General features: G+C 73.5%; 23 protein-coding genes. 2 read left to right on the top strand and 21 right to left on the bottom strand.

The features are described from left to right. Nucleotides 1-2: 2 nt before the first annotated feature. The 3 genes from IF129_RS08965 to pyrR all read right to left on the bottom strand — a co-directional run bounded on the left by IF129_RS08965 (nucleotide 3) and on the right by pyrR (nucleotide 2,995). Nucleotides 3-1,295 (bottom strand): dihydroorotase, encoded by a 1,293-nt coding sequence (locus IF129_RS08965; RefSeq protein ID WP_191208983.1) that lies wholly within the window; start codon nucleotides 1,293-1,295, stop codon nucleotides 3-5. Continuing rightward, nucleotides 1,292-2,278, bottom strand: a complete 987-nt coding sequence (locus IF129_RS08960) for an aspartate carbamoyltransferase catalytic subunit (RefSeq protein WP_191208982.1) — start codon at nucleotides 2,276-2,278, stop codon at nucleotides 1,292-1,294. Before IF129_RS08960 ends, IF129_RS08965 begins: the two co-directional genes overlap by 4 nt. A gap of 108 nt (nucleotides 2,279-2,386) precedes the next feature. After that, on the bottom strand, nucleotides 2,387-2,995 hold the full coding sequence (gene pyrR / locus IF129_RS08955) for a bifunctional pyr operon transcriptional regulator/uracil phosphoribosyltransferase PyrR (protein ID WP_191208981.1): 609 nt from the start codon (nucleotides 2,993-2,995) through the stop codon (nucleotides 2,387-2,389). Between the two features lie 280 nt (nucleotides 2,996-3,275). On the opposite strand from pyrR, the gene bldD reads away from it, so the two are divergent. Continuing rightward, nucleotides 3,276-3,776: a transcriptional regulator BldD gene (gene bldD, locus IF129_RS08950; RefSeq protein WP_191208980.1), complete on the top strand. Its 501-nt coding sequence runs from the start codon at nucleotides 3,276-3,278 to the stop codon at nucleotides 3,774-3,776. A gap of 172 nt (nucleotides 3,777-3,948) precedes the next feature. Here bldD and nusB read toward each other — a convergent pair whose 3' ends face one another. The 15 genes from nusB to rpsD all read right to left on the bottom strand — a co-directional run bounded on the left by nusB (nucleotide 3,949) and on the right by rpsD (nucleotide 18,035). Next, nucleotides 3,949-4,374 carry a transcription antitermination factor NusB gene (nusB, locus tag IF129_RS08945; RefSeq protein WP_191208979.1) on the bottom strand — a complete coding sequence of 142 codons (426 nt, stop codon included), beginning with the start codon at nucleotides 4,372-4,374 and terminating at the stop codon, nucleotides 3,949-3,951. Nucleotides 4,375-4,376: 2 nt separating this feature from the next. Beyond that, nucleotides 4,377-4,943, bottom strand: a complete 567-nt coding sequence (gene efp, locus IF129_RS08940; protein WP_191208978.1) for an elongation factor P — start codon at nucleotides 4,941-4,943, stop codon at nucleotides 4,377-4,379. Nucleotides 4,944-5,014: 71 nt separating this feature from the next. Next, the gene (locus IF129_RS08935) at nucleotides 5,015-6,133 is read right to left on the bottom strand and encodes a M24 family metallopeptidase (protein WP_191208977.1); all 1,119 of its coding nucleotides are present in this window, start codon (nucleotides 6,131-6,133) and stop codon (nucleotides 5,015-5,017) included. 92 nt (nucleotides 6,134-6,225) lie between these two features. Then, on the bottom strand, nucleotides 6,226-7,164 hold the full coding sequence (locus IF129_RS08930) for an AAA family ATPase (protein ID WP_191208976.1): 939 nt from the start codon (nucleotides 7,162-7,164) through the stop codon (nucleotides 6,226-6,228). 136 nt (nucleotides 7,165-7,300) lie between these two features. Further along, on the bottom strand, nucleotides 7,301-7,747 hold the full coding sequence (gene aroQ, locus IF129_RS08925; RefSeq protein WP_191208975.1) for a type II 3-dehydroquinate dehydratase: 447 nt from the start codon (nucleotides 7,745-7,747) through the stop codon (nucleotides 7,301-7,303). Further along, the gene (gene aroB / locus IF129_RS08920; RefSeq protein WP_191208974.1) at nucleotides 7,744-8,835 is read right to left on the bottom strand and encodes a 3-dehydroquinate synthase; all 1,092 of its coding nucleotides are present in this window, start codon (nucleotides 8,833-8,835) and stop codon (nucleotides 7,744-7,746) included. Before aroB ends, aroQ begins: the two co-directional genes overlap by 4 nt. Further along, nucleotides 8,832-9,347 (bottom strand): shikimate kinase, encoded by a 516-nt coding sequence (locus tag IF129_RS08915; protein ID WP_191208973.1) that lies wholly within the window; start codon nucleotides 9,345-9,347, stop codon nucleotides 8,832-8,834. Before IF129_RS08915 ends, aroB begins: the two co-directional genes overlap by 4 nt. Then, nucleotides 9,344-10,528 (bottom strand): chorismate synthase, encoded by a 1,185-nt coding sequence (gene aroC, locus IF129_RS08910; RefSeq protein ID WP_191208972.1) that lies wholly within the window; start codon nucleotides 10,526-10,528, stop codon nucleotides 9,344-9,346. Before aroC ends, IF129_RS08915 begins: the two co-directional genes overlap by 4 nt. Before the next feature lie 85 nt (nucleotides 10,529-10,613). Further along, complete coding sequence (locus tag IF129_RS08905; RefSeq protein ID WP_191208971.1) at nucleotides 10,614-11,444, bottom strand: shikimate dehydrogenase; 831 nt, start codon at nucleotides 11,442-11,444, stop codon at nucleotides 10,614-10,616. Next, entirely contained in the window at nucleotides 11,441-13,177 is a 1,737-nt protein-coding gene (gene mltG / locus IF129_RS08900; RefSeq protein WP_191208970.1) for an endolytic transglycosylase MltG, read from the bottom strand. Before mltG ends, IF129_RS08905 begins: the two co-directional genes overlap by 4 nt. 98 nt (nucleotides 13,178-13,275) lie before the next feature. Continuing rightward, nucleotides 13,276-13,740 carry a Holliday junction resolvase RuvX gene (gene ruvX / locus IF129_RS08895; protein WP_191209147.1) on the bottom strand — a complete coding sequence of 155 codons (465 nt, stop codon included), beginning with the start codon at nucleotides 13,738-13,740 and terminating at the stop codon, nucleotides 13,276-13,278. 1 nt (nucleotide 13,741) lies between these two features. Beyond that, entirely contained in the window at nucleotides 13,742-16,420 is a 2,679-nt protein-coding gene (gene alaS / locus IF129_RS08890) for an alanine--tRNA ligase (protein WP_191208969.1), read from the bottom strand. Continuing rightward, the gene (locus IF129_RS08885; protein ID WP_191208968.1) at nucleotides 16,420-16,767 is read right to left on the bottom strand and encodes a DUF6167 family protein; all 348 of its coding nucleotides are present in this window, start codon (nucleotides 16,765-16,767) and stop codon (nucleotides 16,420-16,422) included. Before IF129_RS08885 ends, alaS begins: the two co-directional genes overlap by 1 nt. 7 nt (nucleotides 16,768-16,774) lie before the next feature. Further along, nucleotides 16,775-17,212, bottom strand: a complete 438-nt coding sequence (locus tag IF129_RS08880; protein WP_191208967.1) for a DUF948 domain-containing protein — start codon at nucleotides 17,210-17,212, stop codon at nucleotides 16,775-16,777. A gap of 211 nt (nucleotides 17,213-17,423) precedes the next feature. Further along, nucleotides 17,424-18,035, bottom strand: coding sequence for a 30S ribosomal protein S4 (rpsD, locus tag IF129_RS08875; protein WP_191208966.1), 612 nt, complete (start codon nucleotides 18,033-18,035; stop codon nucleotides 17,424-17,426). A 173-nt stretch (nucleotides 18,036-18,208) separates the two neighbouring features. Here rpsD and IF129_RS08870 point away from each other — a divergent pair, with 173 nt between their 5' ends. Beyond that, nucleotides 18,209-18,943 (top strand): DUF2470 domain-containing protein, encoded by a 735-nt coding sequence (locus IF129_RS08870; RefSeq protein WP_318153635.1) that lies wholly within the window; start codon nucleotides 18,209-18,211, stop codon nucleotides 18,941-18,943. Between the two features lie 30 nt (nucleotides 18,944-18,973). On the opposite strand, the gene IF129_RS08865 is transcribed toward IF129_RS08870, so the two are convergent. The 3 genes from IF129_RS08865 to hisS all read right to left on the bottom strand — a co-directional run bounded on the left by IF129_RS08865 (nucleotide 18,974) and on the right by hisS (nucleotide 22,382). Beyond that, on the bottom strand, nucleotides 18,974-20,341 hold the full coding sequence (locus tag IF129_RS08865) for a replication-associated recombination protein A (RefSeq protein WP_191208964.1): 1,368 nt from the start codon (nucleotides 20,339-20,341) through the stop codon (nucleotides 18,974-18,976). 71 nt (nucleotides 20,342-20,412) lie between these two features. Then, a complete protein-coding gene (locus IF129_RS08860) occupies nucleotides 20,413-21,060 on the bottom strand; it encodes a vitamin K epoxide reductase family protein (protein ID WP_191209146.1) in 648 nt (215 codons plus the stop codon). Between the two features lie 62 nt (nucleotides 21,061-21,122). Beyond that, on the bottom strand, nucleotides 21,123-22,382 hold the full coding sequence (gene hisS / locus IF129_RS08855) for a histidine--tRNA ligase (RefSeq protein WP_191208963.1): 1,260 nt from the start codon (nucleotides 22,380-22,382) through the stop codon (nucleotides 21,123-21,125). Nucleotides 22,383-22,393 lie beyond the last annotated feature (11 nt).

Here is a 22,393-nt window from a genome sequence, read left to right as displayed (position 1 = left end):
GTTCACGCCAGCTTTCCGTCGGTCACCGTGGCCCGGCCCCGCAGGAAGGTGTGCGTGACGCGGCCCGGCAGCTCGTTGCCCCGGTAGGGGGTGTTGCGGCTGCGGGAGGCGAAACCCGCGGGGTCCACCCGACCACGGTATGCCGGATCGACCAGGGTGAGGTTGGCGGGCTCACCCGGCGAGACGGGACGGCCCTGGCCGGTGAGCCGGCCGATGCGGGCGGGGCGGAAGGACATCCGCTCGGCGACCTGCTCCCAGTCCAGCAGCCCGGTGTCGACCATGGTGTGCTGCACGACGGACAGCGCGGTCTCCAGGCCGACCATGCCCATGGCGGCGGCGCCCCACTCGCAGTCCTTGTCCTCGTGCGGGTGCGGGGCGTGGTCCGTGGCGACGCAGTCGATCGTGCCGTCCGCGAGGGCCGCGCGCAGGGCGAGGACGTCGTCCCGGGTGCGCAGCGGGGGGTTCACCTTGTAGACGGGATCGTAGGAGCGCACCAGCTCGTCGGTCAGGAGCAGGTGGTGCGGGGTGACCTCGGCGGTGACGTTCCACCCCTTGGACTTGGCCCAGCGCACGATCTCCACCGAGCCGGCCGTCGACAGGTGGCAGATGTGCACGCGGGAGCCGACGTGCGCGGCCAGCAGCACGTCGCGGGAGACGATGGACTCCTCAGCGACGGCAGGCCAGCCGCCGAGCCCCAGCTCGGCGGAGACCACGCCCTCGTTCATCTGGGCGCCCTCGGTCAGCCGGGGCTCCTGGGCGTGCTGGGCGACGACGCCGTCGAACGCCTTGACGTACTCCAGGGCGCGCCGCATGATCACCGCGTCGTCGACGCACTTGCCGTCGTCGGAGAAGACGGTGACGCCGGCGGCCGACTCGTGCATCGCGCCCAGTTCGGCGAGCTGCTTCCCGGCGAGGCCCACGGTGACGGCGCCCACCGGCTGCACGTCGCAGTAGCCGGACTCGCGGCCCAGCCGCCACACCTGCTCCACGACGCCCGCGGTGTCCGCGACGGGGAAGGTGTTGGCCATGGCGTGCACGGCGGTGAAGCCGCCGCGGGCCGCCGCCCGCGTACCGGTGAGGACGGTCTCGGAGTCCTCCCGGCCGGGCTCCCGCAGGTGGGTGTGCAGGTCGACCAGGCCGGGCAGGAGGACCTGGCCCTCGGCCTCGACGACGCGGGCGCCGTCGGCGGACAGCCCGGTGCCGACCTCGGCGATCGTCTCGCCGTCGACGAGGACGTCCCGCGCGGGGCCGCCGAGGACGCGGGCGCCGCGGATCAGGGTCTTCTCGGTGTTCACGTGTTCTCCTCAGCGCTGTTCTCGGCGGCGTGCCCGGGTGCGCCGCCGAGCGCGGCTCCCCCGAGCAGCAGGTACAGGACGGCCATGCGGGTGCTGACCCCGTTGGTCACCTGCTCCACGGCGGTGCACCGGTCGGAGTCGGCGACGTCGGCGGTGATCTCCATGCCCCGGTTCATCGGCCCGGGGTGCATCACCAGGGCGTGCTCGGGCATCCGCGCCATGCGGCCGCCGTCCAGGCCGTAGCGGCGGGCGTACTCACGCTCGGTGGGGAAGTAGGCGGCGTTCATCCGCTCGCGCTGGACGCGCAGCATCATCACGGCGTCGGACGTGGGCAGGACGGCGTCCAGGTCGTAGGAGACCTCGCACGGCCAGGCGTGGACGCCGACGGGCACCAGGGTGGGCGGGGCGACGAGGGTGACCTCGGCGCCGAGGGTGCTCAGCAGGTGCACGTTGGACCGGGCCACGCGGCTGTGCAGGATGTCGCCGACGATCGTCACGCGGCGCCCCCCGAGGTCCCCACCCCGTCCCGTGCCCAGGCGCCGGCGCAGGGTGAAGGCGTCCAGGAGTGCCTGGGTGGGGTGCTCGTGCGTGCCGTCGCCCGCGTTGACGACGGACCCGCCGATCCAGCCGGAGGTGGCCAGGCGGTGGGGCGCGCCGGAGTCGTGGTGCCGGATGACGACGGCGTCGGCGCCCATCGCCTCCAGGGTCAGGGCGGTGTCCTTGAGCGACTCCCCCTTGGAGACCGAGGAGCCCTTGGCCGAGAAGTTGATCACATCGGCGGAGAGCCGCTTGGCCGCGGCCTCGAAGGAGATGCGGGTGCGGGTGGAGTCCTCGAAGAAGAGGTTGACGACGGTGCGGCCCCGCAGCGTCGGCAGCTTCTTGATCGGCCGGTCGGCGAGTCGGGCCAGCTCCTCGGCGGTGTCGAGGACGAGGACGGCGTCGTCGCGGGTGAGATCGGCGGCCGAGATGAGATGGCGCTCCATCTGTTGCCTTCCGTGGGTGAGGGCGGGCGTGCCGGGGTGCCGGGACGTGCGGGCGGGCCCGCCGGCGGCGGCCCGGCGGGGGCGTCGGTGCTCGGGCGCGGGTGGGCGCTAGCGCTCGTCGTCGGCCGCTGCGGCCGCGCGCAGACCGAGCAGCACGCCGTCGCGGCCGTCCTCCTCGGCGAGCTGGACGCGGACGGTCTCGCGCAGGGACGTGGGCAGGTTCTTGCCCACGTAGTCGGCGCGGATGGGCAGCTCGCGGTGGCCCCGGTCGACGAGGACGGCGAGCTGCACGGCACGGGGCCGGCCGAGGTCGCCGAGAGCGTCGAGGGCGGCGCGGATGGTGCGTCCGGAGAAGAGGACGTCGTCGACGAGGACGACCAGGGCGCCCTCGATGCCGTCGCCGGGGATCTCGGTGCGGGCGAGGGCACGGGCGGGGCGCAGCCGCAGGTCGTCGCGGTACATCGTGATGTCCAGCGAGCCGACCGGGGTGGGCCGCCCGGTGATCTCCGCGAGCTTGGCGGCGAGCCGCTGCGCCAGGTGGACGCCGCGGGTCGGGATGCCGAGGAGGACGACGTCGTCCGCGCCCTTGGCGCGCTCGACGATCTCGTGGGCGATGCGGGTGAGGACCCGCGCGATGTCCGGCCCTTCGAGGACGGGACGGCCGGGAGCGCCGTCGGCGGGCGGTGCGCCGCTGCCGGTGTTGTCCGTGTTACCCATGGGTAAAGGACCTCCTTCCCCGCCTCACGGGACGGGCCTTAAAGGACGCCTGGATGGTGCCGCTCCACGGTAGCAGGCCGGGTGGCGGGTGACGCCGGTGGCCCCCGGACGGCCCCTTGGGCTCCACACGGTTGGGGACCGGCGTTCGCGCTGGTCAGCGGGGGACGCTGGGGCGTGTGAGGCGTCTGGGACTCAGGTGGTCGACATCCTCGGCTTGACGCCGTACATTACGCTGCGTAACCTCACAGTGAGTTACCAACGCCTCTTTCCGGGGAGCCACATGTCCAGCGAATACGCCAAACAGCTCGGTGCCAAGCTCCGGGCCATCCGCACCCAGCAGGGCCTCTCCCTCCATGGCGTCGAAGAGAAGTCCCAGGGCCGCTGGAAGGCGGTCGTGGTGGGCTCGTACGAGCGCGGCGACCGCGCGGTGACCGTGCAGCGCCTCGCCGAGCTGGCGGACTTCTACGGCGTCCCGGTGCAGGAGCTGCTGCCGGGCAGCACGCCCGGCGGCGCGGCCGAGCCGCCGCCGAAGCTCGTTCTCGACCTGGAGCGCCTCGCACACGTCCCGGCCGACAAGGCCGGTCCGCTGCAGCGGTACGCCGCGACGATCCAGAGCCAGCGCGGCGACTACAACGGCAAGGTGCTGTCGATCCGTCAGGACGACCTGCGCACGCTCGCCGTCATCTACGACCAGTCGCCCTCGGTGCTGACCGAGCAGCTCATCAGCTGGGGCGTGCTGGACGCGGACGCCCGCCGTGCGGTCGCGCACGAGGACGCGTGACGGCCGGTTAGCCGAAGAAACGTCACCTCCGCCCCGCTCCCCCGGCCCACCGGGGGGCGGGGCGGAGGTGTCCTGACGCCCCCGCCCCGGGGGCCCACCTCTGAGACGCGGAAGGGCCCCGCGCCACCCGAGTGTCCTCGGGGTCGCGGGGCCTTCCCGGCGGAGGGGTCGTTCAGTCGCGCAGCGTGGGGCCGAGATCCTTCAACCGGCCGAGGAGGCCGTTGACGAAGGACGGCGACTCGTCCGTGGAGAACTCCTTGGCGAGCTGCACGCACTCGTCGAGCACCACCGCGTCCGGCGTCTCGTCCTCCCACAGCAGCTCGTAGGCGCCCAGCCGCAGCAGGTTCCGGTCCACGGCCGGCATGCGGTCCAGCGTCCAGCTCACGGAGTGCGCGGAGATCAGCGCGTCGATGCGGTCCGCGTGGCGCGCGTACCCCTCGACGAGCTGCATCGTGTACGCGCTCACCGGTGGCTGCCGGGTGTCGCTGCGGGCGTGCCGGACCCAGTCGGCCAGGACCGAGGCGACGTCCGCGCCGCGCTGGTCGGACTCGAAGAGGATCTGGAAGGCGCGCTTGCGTGCTTTCGTGCGAGCGGCCACGGTTAGCTGTTCACCCGGCCGAGGTACTCGCCGGAACGGGTGTCGACCTTGATCTTCTCGCCGGTCGTGATGAACAGCGGCACGCCGATCTCGTAACCGGTCTCCAGCCGCGCGGGCTTGCTGCCGCCGGTGGAGCGGTCGCCCTGCACGCCGGGCTCGGTGTGCTCGATGACGAGCTCGACGGAGGCGGGCAGCTCGACGAAGAGCACCTCGCCCTCGTACATGGCGACCGTGGGCTCGAAGCCCTCGATGAGGAAGTTCGCGGCCTCGCCGACGGTCTTGCGGTCGACGTGCAGCTGGTCGTAGGTGTCCATGTCCATGAACACGAAGTACTCGCCGTCCATGTACGAGAACTGCATCGTGCGGCGGTCGACGGTGGCGGTCTCGACCTTCGTGCCGGCGTTGAACGTCTTGTCGACGATCTTGCCGGACAGCACGTTCTTCAGCTTGGTGCGCACGAAGGCAGGGCCCTTGCCGGGCTTGACGTGCTGGAACTCGACAACGGACCAGAGCTGGCCCGCGTCGAGCTTGAGCACCATGCCGTTCTTCAGGTCGTTCGTGGTGGCCACGGTGGCGGAATCTCCTACAGACGCTGCTTGGAACCAAGGCCCGTCCCGGCCCGCTGGGCCCGGCCGGGACGCTACAGAGCCAGCAGCTCCTTGGTCGTGATGGTGAGTAGCTCCGGCCCGCCGTCCGACTGCGAGCGGACGACGAGTGTGTCATCGATCCGGACGCCGCCCCTGCCGGGGAGGTGAACCCCCGGTTCGACGGTGACCGGCACACAAGCGTCCAGTTTACCCACGCCCTGCGGCGACAGAACCGGGTCCTCTCCGATTTCGAGCCCGATCCCTCCCCCCACGGCCGGACCGAGGGCTTCCGCATAGCCCGCCGAGTCCAGGAGCTGCCGCGCCGCCCGGTCCACCTCCCGGAACGGGACCCCGGGCGCCAGTGCCTCGCGGGCGGCCCGCTGGGCGGCGAAGACCAGGTCGTACAGCTGGATCTGCCAGTCGGCCGGCGCGGTGCCGATGACGAAGGTGCGGCCGATGCGGCAGCGGTAGCCGCGGTAGGAGGCGCCGAGCCGCACGGTGAGGAAGTCGCCCTCCTCCACCCGGCGGTCGGTGGGCACGTGGTCGGCCAGTCCGGAGTGACGGCCGGTGGCCACACAGGTGGGGAAGGCGGGCCCGTCGGCGCCGTGGTCGATGAGTCGGCGCTCCAGCTCCAGCGCGAGGTGACGCTCGGTCCGCCCGACGAGGATGGACTCCAGGAGTTCCCCCAGGGCCTGGTCGGTGATCTCGGCGGCGATGCGCAGCGCCGCGATCTCCTCCTCGTCCTTGACCAGCCGCTGCTGCTCGACGGCCGGGCCGAGGTCGCTCAGCCGCAGCCGGGGCGCCGCCGCGGCCAGGGCGCGGTGGCGGGCCACGGTGAGGTGGTGCTCCTCCACGGCCAGCGTCCCGGCCCGGCCCCGGGCGGCGATCTCGCCCGCGGTCGTCACCGGGTCCTGGGCCGGCGGAGCCGCCGACCGGACGCGCAGGGCGTCGGAGCCGTCCGCGAGGCCGGGCGGCGGCACCGGGTCGGAGCGGGTCAGCAGGGTGTCGTGGCCGTCCGGGTCCAGCAGCAGGACCGCGCCGGGCGGCGCGCACCCGGTGAGGTAGCGCAGATTGGCCGGCGTGGAGACCAGGAGGGCCGTGCCGCCGCCCGCGCCGGACACCGTGGGCCGCTCCCGCAACCGGGAGCGTCGGGCCATGTGCACCTCGGACATGCCCCTGAGCGTACGGCTCCCCGGCGCCCCCGGCCGCTCACACGGGGCCGGACGGGGTGGTACCGCCCCGTCCCCCGCGGCCGGGACCCGTGCTACCAGGCGGGCGGGCTGGCGAGGCTGCGCGCCACGGCCTCGTCGAGCATGCGGGCGGTGGTCTCCACGTCGTGCCGGGTGTTGTCGATGATCGGGAGCCCGCTGCTGTACCAGCCGGCCATGCGCCCGTGGATGCGGGCCACCTCCTCGTCGGCGAGCCGACGGTTGCCGCCGCGCTCGGCGTTGCGTTCGAGGACGACGTCGAGCCCCGGCAGCAGGACCACGGGGATGAGCCCGGGCCCGACGTGCCGCTTCCAGCCGCCGAGCCCGACGACGGGCCAGTCGGGGAAGACGGCGTCGTCGAGGATGCAGGAGACGCCGTTGGCGAGGAAGTTGCGGGCGGCGAAGCCGCAGGTGCGGCGGGCCAGGCGGTACTGCGTCTCCGAGCCGTCGCTCCAGCCCTGCTGGGGGTCGGCGAAGCCGGAGCGCACCCACTCGCGGACGTCGTCGAGGCTGATGTGCGCGGTGGGCACGCGGCGGCGCTCGGCCCAGTGCCGTGCCACGGTCGTCTTGCCCGCTCCGGCCGGACCGATCAGCAGCACCGCCACGGGCACCTGGGTGGCGTCCGGCGGCCAGGTGCCGGGAGCCGCCCCCGGGGCGGGCTCGGACGGTGGCGTGGGGATCTGCACGGGGGCGCCGACGGGCAGCCGGATCTGCCCGGTGCCTTCGGACGGCGGAGGAGGCGCGGGGTGCGAGCCCCCGCCGGGAGCCCGGGGCGGCGGGGCCGGCGCCGGGTGCGGCGGAGCCGGCGCGGGGCCGGACGGCGCCGGGTGCGGCAGGGCCGGACGGTGCGGCGGGACGCCGGGGGGCGCGCCGTGCGGCGGCGGGCCGGCCCAGCCGGGCCCCGGGGCGGCGGCGGGCGGATGCGCCGGACGCGGCAGGGGACCGGGGGGAACGGGACGGTGGCCGCCCTGGGCGGACCCCGCGTACTGCTGCATCCGGTACCACTCCGTCGTCCACAGGCGCGATCTGCGCGCGCCCACCGGTCAGTTCACCGCACGGTACCGCCTTCGGGGCCGTGCCGTCGGCCAGGGTGTGAACGGTCGGGCCGGGCCGGAAGGCGCCCCGCCGCCGTCAGTCCGTCTGGTCGGCCAGGGCCCGCAGGGCGAGCCGGTAGGAGCCGATGCCGAACCCCGCGACCGTGCCGCTGGCGACGGCCGCGATGACGGAGGTGTGGCGGAAGTCCTCCCGTGCGTGCGGGTTGGAGATGTGCACCTCGATCAGGGGTGCCGTGCGCTGCGCGGCGGCGTCCCGCATCGCGTACGAGTAGTGCGTGAAGGCCGCGGGGTTGATGACGACGGGGATCGCCCCGTCGGCCGCCTCGTGCAGCCAGCGGACCATCTCGCCCTCGTCGTTGGTCTCGCGGACCTCCACGGCGAAGCCCAGCTCGGCGCCGAGCCGCGTGCACTCCCGCACGAGCCCGGCGTAGCTGGTCGAGCCGTAGACGTCCGGCTCCCGGGAGCCCAGCCGGCCGAGGTTGGGCCCGTTGAGGACCAGTACCGGGCGCGCGGTCCCGCTCACGCCGCGATCTCCGCGTGGGCGGCGAGCAGCATGGCCGGGTCGGGGCCCTCCAGGACGGCCGGGCGGCCCAGCCCGTCCAGGACGATGAAGCGCAGCCGGTCCCCCCGGGTCTTCTTGTCGACCTTCATCGTCTCCAGCAGCTTGGGCCACTGGTCGCCGCGGTAGGTGACGGGCAGGCCGACGGCCTCCAGCACGACGCGGTGCCGGTCGGCGGTGGCGTCGTCCAGCCGCCCGGCGATGCGGCCCAGTTCGGCGGCGAAGACCATGCCGACGGCGACGGCCGCGCCGTGCCGCCAGTTGTAGCGCTCGTTCTTCTCGATGGCGTGGGCGAGCGTGTGACCGTAGTTGAGGATCTCCCGCAGTCCCGACTCCTTGAGGTCGGCCGAGACGACGTCCGCCTTCACCCGGATCGAGCGCTCGATCAGCTCGGTGGTGTACGGACCGTCGGGACGCCGGGCCCCCTCGGGGTCCCGCTCGATGAGGTCGAGGATGACCGGGTCGGCGATGAAGCCCGCCTTGATGACCTCCGCCAGCCCGCTCACGTACTCGTTGACCGGCAGCGACTCCAGCGCCGCCAGGTCGCACAGCACTCCGGCGGGCGGGTGGAAGGCGCCCACCAGGTTCTTGCCCTCGGCGGTGTTGATGCCGGTCTTGCCGCCCACGGCCGCGTCGACCATGCCGAGCACGGTCGTGGGTACGGCGATCCAGCGCACGCCGCGCAGCCAGGTGGCGGCGACGAACCCGGCGAGGTCCGTCGTCGCGCCCCCGCCGACACCGACGACGACGTCGGTGCGGGTGAAGCCCGTCTGGCCGAGGGCCTTCCAGCAGTACGCCGCGACCTCGGCCGTCTTGGACTCCTCCGCGTTGGGGAGCTGGATCGCGATGGCCTCGTAGCCCTGGTCGGCCAGGTCCTGCCGGAGCACCTCGCCCGTCTCGGCGAGCGCTTCGGGGTGCAGCACCGCGACACGCTTGGCCTGCGGGCCGATGAGCCCGGGGAGCTCGGCCAGCAGCCGGCGTCCGACGAGTACGTCGTAGGGGTCGTGCCCGGCGCCCGCGACGGTGATCCGGGTGGGGGTCTCGGTGGTCATGCCTTCCTCAGCTCCAGGGCGTCCATGATGTCGTCGGCGACCTGCTCGGGCGTACGGCCCCCGGTGGGGACCACCGCCCGGGCGACCTCGGTGTACAGCGGGCGGCGCTCCTCCATCAGGGTCCGCCACTGCTGGCGCGGGTTGATGGCGAGCAGCGGGCGCGGGGCGTCCAGGCCGACGCGCCGGACCGCTTCGCCGACCTCCATCTCCAGGAAGGCGACGGGCCGCCCGGTGAGCAGCGCGCGGGTCTCGGCGGCCATGACGGCGCCGCCGCCGAGCGCCAGCACCCCGGCGTGGGTCTCGACGGCCGTCCGGACGGCCTCCCGCTCCAGGGCGCGGAAGTGCGGTTCCCCGTCGTCGAGGAAGATGTCGGCGACCGGCTTACCCGCCCGCTGGACGACGTCCGCGTCGGTGTCGCGGAAGCCGACGCCCAGTCGGTCGGCGAGGATGCGGCCGACCGTGGTCTTGCCCACGCCCATCGGCCCGACCAGGACGACGGCCGGGCCGCTCACCGGATCGCCAGGTGGTCGAGGAAGCCGCGCACGTTGCGCCGCGTCTCGGCGACGCTGTCCCCGCCGAACTTCTCCGCGACGGCGTCGGCCAGGACGAGGGCGACCATCGCCTCGGCCACGATGCCGGCGGCGGGCACCGCGCACACGTCCGAGCGCTGGTGGTGCGCCTGCGCCGGTTCACCCGTGGACACGTCGACGGTCGCCAGCGCGCGGGGCACGGTGGCGATCGGCTTCATCGCGGCCCGCACCCGCAGCAGTTCGCCCGTCGTCAGGCCGCCCTCGGTGCCGCCGGAGCGTCCGGAGGCGCGGCGGATGCCGTCGGGCGTGGTGAGGATCTCGTCGTGCGCCCTGGAGCCCGGGGTGCGGGCCAGGTCGAAGCCGTCCCCGACCTCGACCCCCTTGATGGCCTGGATGCCCATGAGCGCGCCCGCCAGCCGGGCGTCCAGCCGCCGGTCCCAGTGCACGTGGCTGCCCAGTCCGACGGGCACCCCGTGCGCGACGACCTCAACGACGCCGCCGAGGGTGTCGCCGTCCTTGTGGGCCTGGTCGATCTCGGCGACCATCGCCTTGCTCGCCGCCTCGTCCAGGCAGCGCACCGGGTCGGCGTCCAGCCGCTCCACGTCGGCGGGAACGGGCACCGTGCCCCGGGGAGCGCGGGCGGCGCCCAACTCCACGACGTGCGAGACGATCTCGACGCCCGCCGTCTCCCTGAGGTAGGAGCGGGCGACGGTGCCGAGCGCCACGCGGGCCGCGGTCTCCCGCGCGGAGGCGCGCTCCAGCACCGGACGGGCCTCGTCGAAGCCGTACTTCTGCATGCCGGCCAGATCGGCGTGGCCCGGCCGGGGGCGGGTGAGCGGCGCGTTGCGGGCCAGCGCGGCCAGCTCCTCCGCATCGACGGGATCGGCGGCCATCACCTTCTCCCACTTGGGCCACTCGGTGTTGCCGACCATCACGGCGACCGGTGAGCCCAGCGTGAGCCCGTGGCGGACGCCGCCGATGAACGTGACCTCGTCCCGCTCGAACTTCATCCGCGCGCCACGGCCGTAGCCGAGCCGCCGCCGCGCGAGTGCGTCCGCCACCATCTCCGTGGTGATCGGGACTCCGGAGGGCAGTCCCTCCAGTGTCGCGACGAGTGCGGGTCCGTGCGACTCCCCCGCGGTCAGCCAGCGCAACCTGCTCAACGGTGCTCCTCACTCCGCCAGTGCTTACCCCGATCCTCCCACGGACGGCGGTCACGGTCAGCGGCCGGTCCAGTACCCGGACGACTCAGGAACCCCGCAGGGCCGCCTCGCCCGCCTTGCGCATGGCGGCCAGCGGTGCGGGCGCGCGTCCGGTCATCTGCTCGACCTGGAGCACCGCCTGGTGGACCAGGAGGTCCAGCCCTCCCACGACCCGGCCCCCGGCGCCGGACCAGGCGGCGGCCAGCTTCGTCGGCCACGGCTCGTACAGCACGTCGAACAGCGTGCCGGGGGCGCCCGGCACGGCGTCGGCCAGCGCGTCCGTCGCCCCGGCCGGCGTCGTCGCGATCACCAGCGGCGCGGCCAGGCCCTGGGCCGCACGCTCCCAGGGGGCCGTGCGGACGGCCACGCCCAGCCGTTCGCCCCACACGCGCATCTCGGCGGCCCGCTCCGGGCTGCGGACGTACGCCGTCACGGTGCCGGAGCAGACCCGGGCCAGGGCGGCGAGCGCGGAGGAGGCCGTCGCCCCCGCGCCCAGCACCGCGGCCTCGGGCACCTGGGCGACATCGCGTTCCCGCAGCGCGGCGATCATGCCGGGGATGTCGGTGTTGTCGCCGCGCCGACGTCCGGAGCCGGTGAACACCACCGTGTTGACGGCCTCCACGGCCGCCGCCGTCGCGCTCACCTCGTCCAGCAGCGGGATGACCGCCCGCTTGAGCGGCATGGTCAGCGACAGCCCGGCCCAGCCGGGGCCGAGTCCGTCCAGGAAGCCGGCCAGCCCGGCCTCGTCGACCTCGAAGCGGTCGTAGCTCCAGTCGTCGAGCCCGAGTTCGGCGTAGGCGGCGCGGTGCAGCACCGGGGAGAGCGAGTGCGCGATGGGCGAGCCGAGGACGGCGGCGCGTGCGGGACCCGTGCTCACTCGTCCTCCTCCGCCCGCTTCTTGGCCTGCTCCGCGTTGAAGTCCTTCACGTGTTCCTGGTGTTCCTCGTACGTCTCGGTGAAGCGGGTGTCGCCGGGCTTGACGGTCACGAAGTACAGCCACTCTCCGTCCGCCGGGTTGAGCGCCGCCTCGATGGCCTGGTGGCCGGGATTGTCGATGGGGCCCGGGGGGAGGCCCGCGTGCTTGTAGGTGTTGTAGGGGTGGTCGAGGCTGGTGTCCCCGACCGAGACGTCCAGAGTGGAGCGGTCGAGCGCGTAGTTGATCGTGGAGTCGAAGTCCAGCTTGCCGTTCGTGGCGGTGTTGCCGGGCTTCAGGCGGTTGTAGACCACCCGGGAGACCTTCGCGAAGTCGTCCTTCTCCTGCGCCTCGGCCTGGATGAGCGAGGCGATGATCAGCACCTCGTAGGGGGTCTTGTCGACCTGTGAGGCCTGCCCCTCCAGGTCGACCCTCTCGAACTCGGACTTCGCGCGCTCCACCATCTCCTTCAGCACGGCCTCCGGGTCGGAGCCCTCGCTCACGGAGTACTTGGAGGGGAAGAGGAAGCCCTCGACGTTGCCCTCGGCCCAGGCGGGCAGACCCAGGTCGGCCGACTCGGCGATCTCCTCGGTGGCTCCCTCGGGCGAACCGGTCTGCTCGTCGACGAGCGCGTAGATCTGCGTCGCCCGCAGCCCCTCGGGGACGATCAGGCCCGTCTGGCTGGCCGGGTCGAGCATCAGCTCCAGCGCCTCGGCGGCCGACATCTGCTTGCGCAGGCTGTAGATGCCCGGCTGGATCGACTTGGACGCCTCGTCCGCGGCGGCGGCCTCGACGAACGCTCCCGGGCTCTTCACCACGTCGGCCGCCGCGAGGATCTTGGCCATGTCGCCCGCGAGCGCACCCGCGGGGATCTCGACCTGGACGGTGCCGGAGCCGGAACCGGAGTAGTCGGGCGCGGCGGCGAACCGGCTCTGGTAGAAGCTGTAGCCCGCGTAGGTGGCCCCGGCCGCCCCGCCCGCCAGGACCAGCACGACGACCAGGCAGGCCATCCGGTTCTTGCGCCGGGCGCCGTTGCGCCGGCCCTTGGCCGTCCGGCGTCCGGCACGGGTGGACGGCTCCTCACGGGGTTCGTCGGCGGGCTCGTCGGCCGGCCCCTCGGGGCCGTCGTCCGGAGCGCCCCCGGGGGACGGCGCGTGGAGGCGGTCCGCTCCGCCGTCGTCCGCCTCGCGCTCCCAGCCCTGTGTGTGCTCCATGCCGGGGTGTGCGGGTGGGGGGCCGTGGTGCTCGTGGTGCTGTTGATACGGCTGGTACTGCTGTTGCTCCTGGTAATGCTGTTGCTCTTGGTAATGCCCTTGGTCCCGGTACCGCTCCTGCTGGTCAGGAGCGTGCCGGCCGCCGTCTCCGTAGGGCGACGGGGCGTCGTAGCCGTACGGGGGCGGGGTCCCGTAGCCGTGCTGGGGCTGCGGCGGGGGGTAGGCGTCCGGCGCCGGGTAGTAGGCCGGGTACGCCGAAGACGGGCCGTACGGGTCGGCGGGCAGCTGGTCGTACGGGCCGCCGGCGGTGGCGTGCGGGTCGTGCCAGCCACCGTAGGGGTCGGGCTGCCGGGGGTACTGCGGCTGAGTCCCGTAGGCGTCCCAGCCGCCCGGCTGAGCACCGCCGTCCCCTTCCCGCTCCCCGTACGGGGGCTCCTCGGGGTGCCACGGTTGGGAGCCTGGGCCCCGGCCATACTCAGTCATCGATCCCCTATGCCGCGCTTCGGCAACGTGCCCGTGATCGTACGACGGTCGAACGTCCCGGAGGCCGCCGCATCGCGCGGAACGTTACCGTACGGCGATCAGACAACCACTTCGACGCACTCCCCCGGCGCCCGTCCTGACACCCGTTCGGTCTCCAGCGCGTTCTCCAGGATCACCACGGCCGCGGCCTGGTCGATCCGGGACCGGCCCTTCTTCGCGTTCACACCGGACGCCCGCATGGCCCGGGCGGCGGTGACGGTGCTCATCCGCTCGTCGACCAGGCGCACCGGTACCGGTGCCACGGCCCGGGCCGTCTCCCGGGCGAAGGCGCGCACCTTGGCCGCCGCCGGGCCCTCCTGGCCGCCGAGCGAGCGGGGCAGGCCGACGAGGACCTCCAACGGCTCGTACTCCGCCACGAGCTGGGCCAGGCGACGCTGCGCGGCGGGACGGTCCCTGCCGGGGACCGTCTCGACCGGGGTGGCGAGGAGCCCGTCGGGGTCGCACGAGGCGACCCCGATCCGGGCGTCCCCGACGTCGACGGCGAGCCGACGGCCCCGGCGCATGTCAGGCACCGGCCGCGCTCTCGCCGACCTGCCGCTCCACGGCGGCCAGCGCCTCGTCGACGGCGGCCGCGTTCTGGCCGCCGCCCTGGGCGATGTCGGGCTTGCCGCCCCCGCCGCCACCGAGGGTCTTGGCGGCGGTCCGCACCAGGTCGCCGGCCTTGAGCCCGCGCTCCCGGGCGGCCTCGTTGGTGGCGATCACGGTGAGCGGCCGACCGGCCACGACGCTGAACAGCGCCACGACGGCGGGCCGGTCCGCCGGGATGCGGCCGCGCACGTCCAGCACGAGCTTGCGCAGGTCGTCGGCGGTCGTCCCGTCGGGGACCCGGCCGGAGGCCAGCGCGACCCCGCGCACGTCCTGGGCTTGCCGGGCGAGCCCGGCGGCGGCCTGGAGCACCTTCTCGGCGCGGAACCGCTCGATCTCCTTCTCCGCGTCCCGCAGCCGCGTGAGCATGCCGGAGATCTTCTCCGGAAGCTCCTCGGGGCGGCCCTTGACGAGGTCGGTCAGCTGCGAGACGACGGTGTGCTCCCGGGCCAGGAACTGGTAGGCGTCCACGCCGACCAGCGCCTCCACACGGCGCACACCGGAGCCGATGGACGACTCCCCCAGCAGCTTGACGAGGCCGAGCTGGGCGGTGTTGTGCACGTGCGTTCCGCCGCACAGCTCCTTGGAGAAGTCCCCGATCGTCACGACCCGGACGCGCTCGCCGTACTTCTCGCCGAACTCGGCGATGGCGCCCTGCTTGCGGGCGTCGTCCATCGACATGACCTCGGCCGTGACGTCCAGCTCCCGCGCCAGCACCTCGTTGATCTTCTGCTCGACGTCGGTGAGCACCGTGCCCGGCACGGCGGTCGGCGAACCGAAGTCGAAGCGGAAGCGGCCCGGGGCGTTCTCCGAGCCGGCCTGGGCGGCCGTGGGGCCGAGCGCGTCCCGCAGGGCCTGATGGGTCAGGTGGGTGGCGCTGTGGGCCCGGGCGATGGCCCGGCGGCGCACGACGTCGATGACGCAGTGCCCGGCCGACCCCAGCGTCACCTCGCCGACCTGGACGACGCCCTTGTGGACGCTCACGCCCGGCACCGGCTGCTGGACGTCGCGCACCTCGATGACGGCGCCGTTGTCGATCCGGATGCGGCCGGTGTCGGCGAGCTGCCCGCCGCCCTCGGCGTAGAAGGGCGTGCGGTCGAGGACGACCTCGACCTCGTCGCCCTCGTGCGCGGCGGGTGCCGGGGCACCGCCGACGAGCAGGCCGACGATCGTGGCCTCACCCTCGGTGTGCAGGTACCCGGTGAACTCGGTGGCACCGGCGGCGTCGGCGACCTGGCGGTAGGCGGAGAGGTCGGCGTGACCGGTCTTCTTGGCCAGCGCGTCGGCCTTGGCCCGGTCGCGCTGCTCCTGCATCAGGCGGCGGAAGCCCCCCTCGTCCACGGAGAGGCCCTGTTCGGCCGCCATCTCCAGGGTGAGGTCGATCGGGAAGCCCCAGGTGTCGTGCAGCAGGAACGCCTGGTCACCGGAGAGCACCGAGCCGCCCTGGGCCTTGGTCTCGGTGACGGCGGTGTCCAGGATGTTGGTGCCGGACTTGAGCGTCTTGAGGAAGGCGGCCTCCTCGGCGAGGGCCACGGTCTCGATGCGCCGACGGTCGGTGATGATCTCCGGGTACTGCTTGCCCATCGTCTCGATGACGACGTCGACCAGGGTTCCGACGACCGGCTCCTGGGAGCCGAGGATGCGCAGATTGCGGATGGCGCGGCGCATGATGCGGCGCAGCACGTAGCCCCGGCCCTCGTTCCCCGGGGTGACGCCGTCGGCGATCATCATGACCGAGGTGCGCAGGTGGTCGGCGATGACGCGCAGGGAGACGTCGCTGTCCCGGGCGGCGCCGTAGCGCACACCCGTCAGCTCGGTGGCCTTGTCGATGACGACGCGCAGGGTGTCGGTCTCGTACATGTTCGGCACGTCCTGGAGGATCATCGCCAGGCGTTCCAGGCCGAGACCGGTGTCGATGTTCTTGGCGGGGAGGTCCCCGAGGATCGGGTAGTCCTCCTTGCCCGTGCCCTCGCCGCGCTCGTACTGCATGAAGACGAGGTTCCAGATCTCCACGTAGCGCTCGTCGTTGACGGCCGGGCCGCCCTCGACGCCGAACTCCGGGCCCCGGTCGTAGTTGACCTCGGAGCACGGGCCGCAGGGGCCGGGTACGCCCATCGACCAGAAGTTCTCGGCCTTGCCCAGGCGCTGGATGCGCTCGGCGGGGACGCCGACGACGTCGCGCCAGATGCGCTCGGCCTCGTCGTCGTCCTCGTAGACGGTGATCCACAGCCGCTGGGGGTCCAGCCCGTACCCGCCGTCGGCGACGGAGGAGGTCAGCAGCTCCCAGGCGAGCTTGCTGGCCCCTTCCTTGAAGTAGTCGCCGAAGGAGAAGTTGCCGCACATCTGGAAGAACGTGCCGTGCCGGGTGGTCTTGCCGACCTCCTCGATGTCGGGGGTCCGCACGCACTTCTGCACACTGACGGCCCGGTCGAAGGGCGGCTTGACCTCACCGAGGAAGTAGGGCTTGAACGGCACCATGCCGGCGTTGACCAGGAGGAGCGTCGGGTCGTCCGCGATCAGCGACGCCGACGGCACGACGGTGTGCCCACGCTCCTCGAAGAAGCTCAGCCAGCGGCGGCGGATTTCAGCCGACTCCATCAGTGGTCCTCTTTTCCAATCGTTCGACGGGGCAGGCCGCGCTCGGCCTGCGGACGGCTCCCGGGCAGCACCCGGGGGCTCGGGGCGGCGGACAGGTACGTCGGCGCCGGGGCGTCGGGGTCGTTCGCGAGCCCCAGCGCCTCGTTCAGTTCGCGCTCGCGCTGCGTCATCCCGGCCCGGACGTCGACCGCCAGCTCGCGGAGCCGGTGGCCGGCGTCGACCGCCTTGTCGGCGGCACGGGCCGCCAGGGATTCGGGGGTGAGGCCGCGCAGTGTGCGGTTGACCTTCGTGGTGGCCCAGACACCGGCGGCCGCGCCGGCGCCGAACCAGAACGTACGGCGGAACATGGGTGACTCAGTCCTTTCCACCCCGGTGCGGGCGGGGGCCGCGCCGGGCACCGGGCACGCGCAGGCCGACGACCGTCCGGGGCGCCTTCCCGGGCGACCCGCCGGAACGGCCGAGTGCCCGGCGGACGCCGTAGCCGAAGGCCGCGACCTTCACCAGCGGGCCGCCGAAGGTCGTCGAGACGGTCGAGGACAGCGCGGAGGCGTTGGCCGTGACCTCCTGGACGTCGGCGGCGATGGCGTCCACCCGGTCGAGCTGCGACTGCGCGGAGCGCACGGTCGCCGAGGCCTCGCCCAGCAGCGGAACGGCCTGCTCCGTCACGCCCGTCACGAGCCTGGTGGCCGCCTTCAGCGTCTGCGCGAGCCTCACCAGTACCACGGCGAGGAACGACACAAGGATCGCCCAGAAGACCGCCACGAGGAGACCGGCCACCTCACCACCGGACACAACTGCACCGCTTCCCTCGGGTTCACGTCCAAGGCACCGACCCTATCGCGCCGGACCCCGCCTCCCGTACCGCGTTTCGGGGCGCCGCACGGGCCGGCGGGGCACGCCGCGGCGACGCCGGCGGGGACGTGTGCGGGGACGGCACAGCCCCGCCCGCCGCGGACGTCGCGGCGGGCGGGGCTGTGACCGGTCGCCCGGGGCCGGGGGGCCGTCAGCGGGCGTAGTACTCGACGACGAGCTGCTCGTCGCAGATGACCGGGATCTCCTTGCGGTTCGGGTCGCGGTCCAGCCGGAACGCCAGGGCCTGGAGGTTGACCTCCAGGTAGCGCGGCGTCTCGCCGTCGGTCGCGTAGCCGCCCTCGCGCGCCACCTGGAACGGGTACTTCTCGCGGCTGCGCTCGCGGACCATCACCACGTCGTCCGGGCGGACCCGGAACGACGGCTTGTCCACCTTGCGGCCGTTGACCGCGATGTGGCCGTGCACGACCATCTGCCGGGCCTGGTAGATGGTGCGGGCGAGACCCGCCCGCAGGACGAGCGCGTCCAGGCGGCGCTCCAGCTCGACGATGAGCGCCTCGCCCGTCTTGCCGTCGACCTTCCGAGCGCGGTCGTAGGCACGGACCATCTGGCGTTCGCTGATGTCGTACTGGGCCCGCAGGCGCTGCTTCTCCAGCAGACGGACCTTGTAGTCGCTGTTCTGCTTGCGGCCGCGACCGTGCTCCCCGGGCGGGTAGGGACGCTGCTCGAAGTACTTGACGGCCTTGGGGGTCAGCGCGATGCCGAGCGCACGCGACTTCTTGACCTTGGGACGCGACTGGTTCACGTTGAACGAACCTCCGTGTAAGTTAGGTGAGGCTTACCTTAGCGGAGGAGAACGCTGTGTTTCGACCTGGGATCCCCCTGCCCGGCACCGATGACGACGCCGCGGCGGGTCAGCCGCGTCCCGCGGAAGAAAGCGCCGGCCGACCCTGTGCGGCCGAGCGCGTACGTACCCTCGTGGACTCCAGCGTATCCGCCGTCCTGGCCATTCCGGGCGCCGAGCCCGGCGGACTCGGCTCCACGCTGCCGCTGGCCCGTGCCGTCTCACCCGACGGCGACGTGTTCGTGCTGGTCAGCGCCGAGTCCTCGGCCGCCCGGGCCGCGGCCTACGCCCAGGACGACGACGTCGTGGCCGTGATGGACATCACGGACGTCGCCCCCGTCTCCGTGCCGCAGCGCGTGCGCGGACACGCCCAGATCGGCGGCTGGCTGACGGCGGTGCGCGGTGACGACCTCGCCCTGGCCGAGGGGCTGCTCGCCGACCGGCTGCCGCCCGAGCCGCCCGGCGGCGCGCCGCAGCGCATGACGCTGCGCCTGGAGTTCGGCGAGGCCGTCGTGGAGGACCTGTGGGGCGAGGGACACGTCGAGCCCGAGGAGTTCGCCGCCGCCCGCCCCGACCCCCTGGCGCGCCACGAGGCCGACCTCCTCCAGCACCTCGCCGCCGCCCACAGCGACCGTGTGGGCGGGCTGTGCGCCCTGCTCGGCGAGCGCGACCCCCGCTGCGCCGCCGCGTCCCTGCGGGCCGTGCCGCTCGCGCTGGACCGCTTCGGGCTGCGGGTGCGCTACCACGCCCCGGTCGGCGCGGCGGGCGAATCGTTCGACGTCCACTTCCCCTTCCCCCGGCCCGTGGCCGACGTCGCCGGGCTGCGGCGCGCGATGCACGGCCTCTTCGAGGCGGCCGAGGGCGCCTAGCGCCCGGGCCCCGCGCCCGCCGGTCGCCGCTCAGCCCTCCCCGGGCCCCTCCTCCCCGCGCAGCCGGGCGCGGACGCGGGCCGCGACGTCCGCGTAGCGGGCCTCGGCGCCGTACCGCGTGGGCTCGTAGTAGCGGGCGCCGTGCACCGCGTCCGGCGCGTACTGCTGCGCGGCGACGCCGCCGGGCAGGTCGTGCGGGTACTGGTAGCCCGCGCCGTGGCCGAGCTTCCTCGCACCGCCGTAGTGGCCGTCCCGCAGGTACGTCGGCACGGGCCCGGCCTTCCCGGCCCGGACGTCGGCCAGCGCGGCGTCGATCGCCTTGTACGCCGCGTTGGACTTGGGGGCGAGGGCCAGGGCGATCGTCGCCTGGGCGAGCGTGATGCGCGCCTCGGGGAATCCGATCATCGCCACCGCCTGGGCGGCGGCCACGGCCGTCTGGAGGGCACTCGGGTCGGCGAGGCCGACGTCCTCGCTGGCGGAGATCATCAGCCGCCGCGCGATGAACCGGGGGTCCTCGCCCGCCTCGACCATGCGGGCCAGGTAGTGCAGCGCGGCGTCCACGTCCGAGCCCCGGATCGACTTGATGAGGGCGCTGGCCACGTCGTAGTGCTGGTCCCCGTCCCGGTCGTAGGTCACGGCGGCCCGGTCGACCGTCTCCTCCAGCGTGGCCAGCGTGATCTCCGGCTCGGCCTTGGCCAGCGCCGCGCCGGCCGCCGCCTCCAGAGCGGTCAGCGCGCGCCGGGCGTCCCCCTGGGCGATGCGCAGGAGGTGCGCCTCGGCGTCCTCGGGCAGCGTGAGCGCGGCGGCGAGCCCGCGCTCGTCGGCCAGCGCGCGGCGGATCAGGCCGCGCAGGTCGTCGTCGGTGAGCGGCTCCAGCGTGAGCAGCAGCGAGCGGGACAGCAGCGGCGAGATCACCGAGAAGTACGGGTTCTCCGTGGTGGCGGCGACGAGCGTCACCCAGCGGTTCTCCACGGCGGGCAGCAGGGAGTCCTGCTGGGCCTTGGAGAAGCGGTGGATCTCGTCCAGGAACAGCACGGTGTCCTTGCCGTAGGCACCGGAGGAGCGGCGGGCGCCGTCGATGACGGCCCGGACCTCCTTGACGCCCGCCGTGATGGCCGACAGCTCGACGAAACGCTGGTCGGTGGCCTTGCTGACGACGTAGGCCAGCGTCGTCTTCCCGGTGCCCGGAGGCCCCCAGAGCAGGACCGAGGAGGCTCCGGCCGGGCCGCCGCCGCCCTCCCCCACCAGCCGGCGCAGTGGGGAGCCGCGCCGCAGCAGGTGCCGCTGGCCCACCACCTCGTCCAGCGTGCGCGGACGCATCCGCACCGCGAGCGGGCTCGCGGCGGGGTCCTTGGACTGGCGTTCCTCGGCGGCGGCGGTGAACAGATCGGGCTCCACCCTGGAAACCCTAGGTCACCCCACCGACAGCGCCGCCACGGGCGCCGCGCGGTCGCGGCCGGCGCACGGGCTCAGCCGAGCCAGAAGTCCCACCACTTGGTGAGGATCAGCATGCCGATGATCCCGACGTGCGCGGCGGGGAAGACCCAGGGGAACTCCAGCAAGGCGTTCCGCAGCCCCTCGGGGGCGGGGACGAGCCGGTGGCGCACGGTGTGCACGAGTGTGGCCCAGAACATCGTGAGCGTGGCCACCCAGGCCAGGCAGCACCACAGGCACAGGGCGTTGATGTTGTACAGGGACTGGTACATCAGCCAGGTGCAGAACGCGACGCCGAAGAACGTGCCGCCCAGGAGGCTGCGCCAGAACCACGGCCGGAAGTGCGCCCCGGCGAGTACGGCGGCACCGATGGCGACGACCGCGCCGTACATCACCAGGCCGAGCATCGGGTTCGGGAAGCCGAACGCCTCGGCCTGGTCGCTCTCCATGATGTCGCCGCAGGAGACGATCGGGTTGAGGCTGCAGCCGGGGGTGAACGTCTCCCCGGCGATCTCGGCCTCCATGAGCTTCTTCTTGTCCAGCGTGATGACCCAGGCGGCCAGCAGGCCCGCCAGGCCCGTCACGACGAGCAGCCAGGCGTACACCCGGCCCGCCGCGATCGTGGCCGGGCCGGGCCGCTCGTCGTCGGTGCCGTCCTCGGCGGGGGGTGCCGTCTGGGTCATCATGGCGCTCGTCGTCCCATCGTCTGAGGTCTGCTGCTCATTGTGGCCCAACGAGCCAGGCGTCAGCTCAGTTTCGCCCGGATTTCGGCCACGGCGGAAGAGAGCGCCACCGGGGCCTGCTCGCCGCTGTGGAGATCCTTGAGCTGGACGACGCCCTCGGCCAGGTCCCGCTCCCCGAGGACGAGGGCGTACCGCGCGCCGGAGCGGCCCGCCGACTTCATCGCGTTCTTCAGCCCCCTGCCACCGTAGGCGAAGTCGGCCGCCACGCCCGCCCGGCGCAGCTCGGTGAGCACCCCGAACAGGACGCCGCGCGCCTCCTCGCCCACCGGCACGGCGTAGACGTCCGTCGGCGACGGCGTGGGCAGCGTGACGCCCTCGGCGCGCAGCGCCAGGACCGTGCGGTCCACGCCGAGCGCCCAGCCCACCGAGGGCAGCGCCGGGCCGCCGATCATCTCGGAGAGGCCGTCGTAGCGCCCGCCGCCGCCGACGGCCGACTGCGCACCGAGGCCGTCGTGCACGAACTCGAAGGTGGTGCGGGTGTAGTAGTCCAGACCGCGCACCAGCCTCGCGTCGTCCTCGAAGGCGACGCCCGCCGCCGTCAGCAGCGTGCGGACCTGCTCGTGGTAGGCCGCGCAGCCCTCGCACAGGTGGTCCCGCATGAGCGGTGCCCCGGTCAGCTGCCGCTGGACGGCCTCGCGCTTGTCGTCGAGCACCCGCAGCGGGTTGATCTCGATGCGTTCGCGGGTCGCCTCGTCCAGGTCGAGGCCGCGCAGGAAGTCCTGGAGGGCGGCCCGGTAGGCCGGGCGGCAGGCGGCGTCACCGAGCGAGTTCAGCAGCAGGCGGACGTTCCGCAGGCCCAGCGACCGGTGGGCGTCGACGGCCAGGATGATCAACTCGGCGTCCAGCGCCGGGTCCTCGGCGCCCAGGGCCTCCGCGCCGACCTGCGAGAAGTGCCGGTAGCGGCCCGCCTGAGGACGCTCGTAGCGGTAGTAGGAGCCCGAGTACCACAGCTTCACCGGCAGGGCGCCCCGGTGCAGGTTCGCCTGGAGCGCGGCGCGCAGGACGGAGGCGGTGCCCTCGGGCCGCAGGGCCAGTTCGTCCCCGCCCTTGGTGGTGAGCGTGTACATCTCCTTGGTGACGATGTCGGTGGAGGCCCCGACACCGCGGGCGAACAGCTCCACCTGCTCGAAGCCCGGCGTCTCGACGTAGCCGTACCCGGCGCGCCGCAGCGGGGCGGAGATGGCCTCGCGGACGGCGAGGAAGTCGGCCGAGTCCGGCGGGATCAGGTCGTACGTGCCCTTGGGGGCGGAAAAGGTGCTCACGGAAGTCTGGT

Origin of the sequence: Streptomyces chumphonensis (genome assembly GCF_014779715.1) — a bacterium.
GTDB lineage: Bacteria > Actinomycetota > Actinomycetes > Streptomycetales > Streptomycetaceae > Streptomyces > Streptomyces chumphonensis.
This window is presented reverse-complemented; position numbering and strand designations above follow the sequence as displayed.

Excerpts from the sequence above, each read along its gene's own strand:
- pyrR (WP_191208981.1), bottom strand. The coding sequence starts at position 2,995 with ATGGGTAACACGGACAACACCGGCAGCGGCGCACCGCCCGCCGACGGC.
- IF129_RS08930 (WP_191208976.1), bottom strand. The coding sequence starts at position 7,164 with ATGCAGCAGTACGCGGGGTCCGCCCAGGGCGGCCACCGTCCCGTTCCC.
- ruvX (WP_191209147.1), bottom strand. The coding sequence starts at position 13,740 with ATGCGCCGGGGCCGTCGGCTCGCCGTCGACGTCGGGGACGCCCGGATC.
- mltG (WP_191208970.1), bottom strand. The coding sequence starts at position 13,177 with ATGACTGAGTATGGCCGGGGCCCAGGCTCCCAACCGTGGCACCCCGAG.
- IF129_RS08960 (WP_191208982.1), bottom strand. The coding sequence starts at position 2,278 with ATGGAGCGCCATCTCATCTCGGCCGCCGATCTCACCCGCGACGACGCC.
- IF129_RS08935 (WP_191208977.1), bottom strand. The coding sequence starts at position 6,133 with ATGTCCGAGGTGCACATGGCCCGACGCTCCCGGTTGCGGGAGCGGCCC.
- aroB (WP_191208974.1), bottom strand. The coding sequence starts at position 8,835 with ATGACCACCGAGACCCCCACCCGGATCACCGTCGCGGGCGCCGGGCAC.
- IF129_RS08860 (WP_191209146.1), bottom strand. The coding sequence starts at position 21,060 with ATGACCCAGACGGCACCCCCCGCCGAGGACGGCACCGACGACGAGCGG.
- bldD (WP_191208980.1), top strand. The coding sequence starts at position 3,276 with ATGTCCAGCGAATACGCCAAACAGCTCGGTGCCAAGCTCCGGGCCATC.
- IF129_RS08885 (WP_191208968.1), bottom strand. The coding sequence starts at position 16,767 with ATGTTCCGCCGTACGTTCTGGTTCGGCGCCGGCGCGGCCGCCGGTGTC.
- alaS (WP_191208969.1), bottom strand. The coding sequence starts at position 16,420 with ATGGAGTCGGCTGAAATCCGCCGCCGCTGGCTGAGCTTCTTCGAGGAG.